This is a genomic window from Microcystis sp. M53598_WE2 (genome assembly GCF_030067735.1).
Taxonomy (GTDB): domain Bacteria; phylum Cyanobacteriota; class Cyanobacteriia; order Cyanobacteriales; family Microcystaceae; genus Microcystis; species Microcystis aeruginosa.
The window spans coordinates 1-1,167 of sequence record NZ_JASJFE010000681.1; the positions used below are offsets into that span (position 1 = coordinate 1).

3 protein-coding genes are annotated in these 1,167 nt (G+C 38.9%); 1 reads left to right on the forward strand and 2 read right to left on the reverse strand.

The genetic code is table 11. From position 1 onward, the window contains the following. On the forward strand, positions 1–150 hold a 150-nt coding region (locus tag PX636_RS13880; protein ID WP_288117607.1), incomplete at its 5' end, for an ABC transporter C-terminal domain-containing protein. A gap of 29 nt (positions 151–179) precedes the next feature. Here the strand turns inward: PX636_RS13880 and PX636_RS13885 are convergent. Both PX636_RS13885 and PX636_RS13890 read right to left on the reverse strand, forming a co-directional pair. Continuing rightward, entirely contained in the window at positions 180–650 is a 471-nt protein-coding gene (locus tag PX636_RS13885) for a hypothetical protein (RefSeq protein WP_288117606.1), read from the reverse strand. Between the two features lie 267 nt (positions 651–917). Next, complete coding sequence (locus tag PX636_RS13890; RefSeq protein ID WP_002759850.1) at positions 918–1,109, reverse strand: hypothetical protein; 192 nt, start codon at positions 1,107–1,109, stop codon at positions 918–920. Positions 1,110–1,167 lie beyond the last annotated feature (58 nt).

Here is a 1,167-nt window from a genome sequence, read left to right on the forward strand (position 1 = left end):
AAAAAAGCTGAAATTGAAAAAATACTTTATGGAGAACCCCTAGAAGATTTTACCAAAATAACCGCTCTGACCGAAGAATTAGCTCAATTGAGTCAAAAAATTGATAATTTAACCGATCGCTGGTTAGAATTAGCGGAAAAATTAGGCTAGGATAATCCCTATTTTCCCGATCAATTTAGTCAAAACTGAGTGATAATTTCTGGTGAATCATCCTCATCCATGACCAGATCTACCGACTCCACCCGCAAGAGGGCCAAATTATCGTTAACCACCCCTTGAAGATAGATTTCCCCCATCCCTTCACCCCCCAGATCGATCGAGCCGAAAACTTGACCGGTTTTGGTATTAAAATTAAACTGAAAATAATTAGCCGAGGAAATTCCCTCGCTGACATTATCGTATTTAGCGATCTCTTGACCAATGTTATCATAAAAAGATACCTGAAAATTTTCTAAAACTCGCATTTTTCCCGAACCTTTTTCCGAAAAGATAGTCGGGGCCGTTTTTTCATCATAACTAAAAGAACCTTTAGCTGTATAACCTTGATTTCCCGACCATTGAAAATCGAGCGTCACTGCTAAAACTCCTTGGCTATTCATGTTAGCAACTAAAAGCCAAGCTAATAGTAAAGTCAATATTATCTTTTTCATTAGTCGGTTATTTCATTTACAGCAGTTATCCTAATGGTGAGGTAGGAACAAAATCGGTAAAACCCCACACCCCACACCCTGCCACCAGGAAAAACCTTTTCAGCAGACCCTATTATAGCAAAGGGATTGCTACTTGCTTCCAATTAAGTAGGGAGGCACAATTATTTGTAGGATGGGTTAGCGGTAGCGTAACATAATCGGGAGTTGGGTTTCATGCTTCAACCCAACCTACGTTCATCTTATATTTAATTCCACCCACCTACTTAGTCACTGATAACTGATAACTGAATAGAGTTTGTCAGCGAAACGTTTTTTTGTCTTAAAGTCCAGAAAACGGGTTTCTCCGAGAAACCCGTTTTCTAGGTTAACTTCGGGAAAAAAGAAGCATAAAAACGCTTCAAAATACTCGGTTAATGCTTCTTTCCAGGGTTCATCATAATTGGCGGTTGTTTGGTTCATCAATTAGGGTGATAGTTTTAATTGTTCTCCGCTTCTGGCTAAGAGTTTTAAGGTGAAT

Excerpts from the sequence above, each read along its gene's own strand:
- PX636_RS13885 (WP_288117606.1), bottom strand. The coding sequence starts at position 650 with ATGAAAAAGATAATATTGACTTTACTATTAGCTTGGCTTTTAGTTGCT.
- PX636_RS13890 (WP_002759850.1), bottom strand. The coding sequence starts at position 1,109 with ATGAACCAAACAACCGCCAATTATGATGAACCCTGGAAAGAAGCATTA.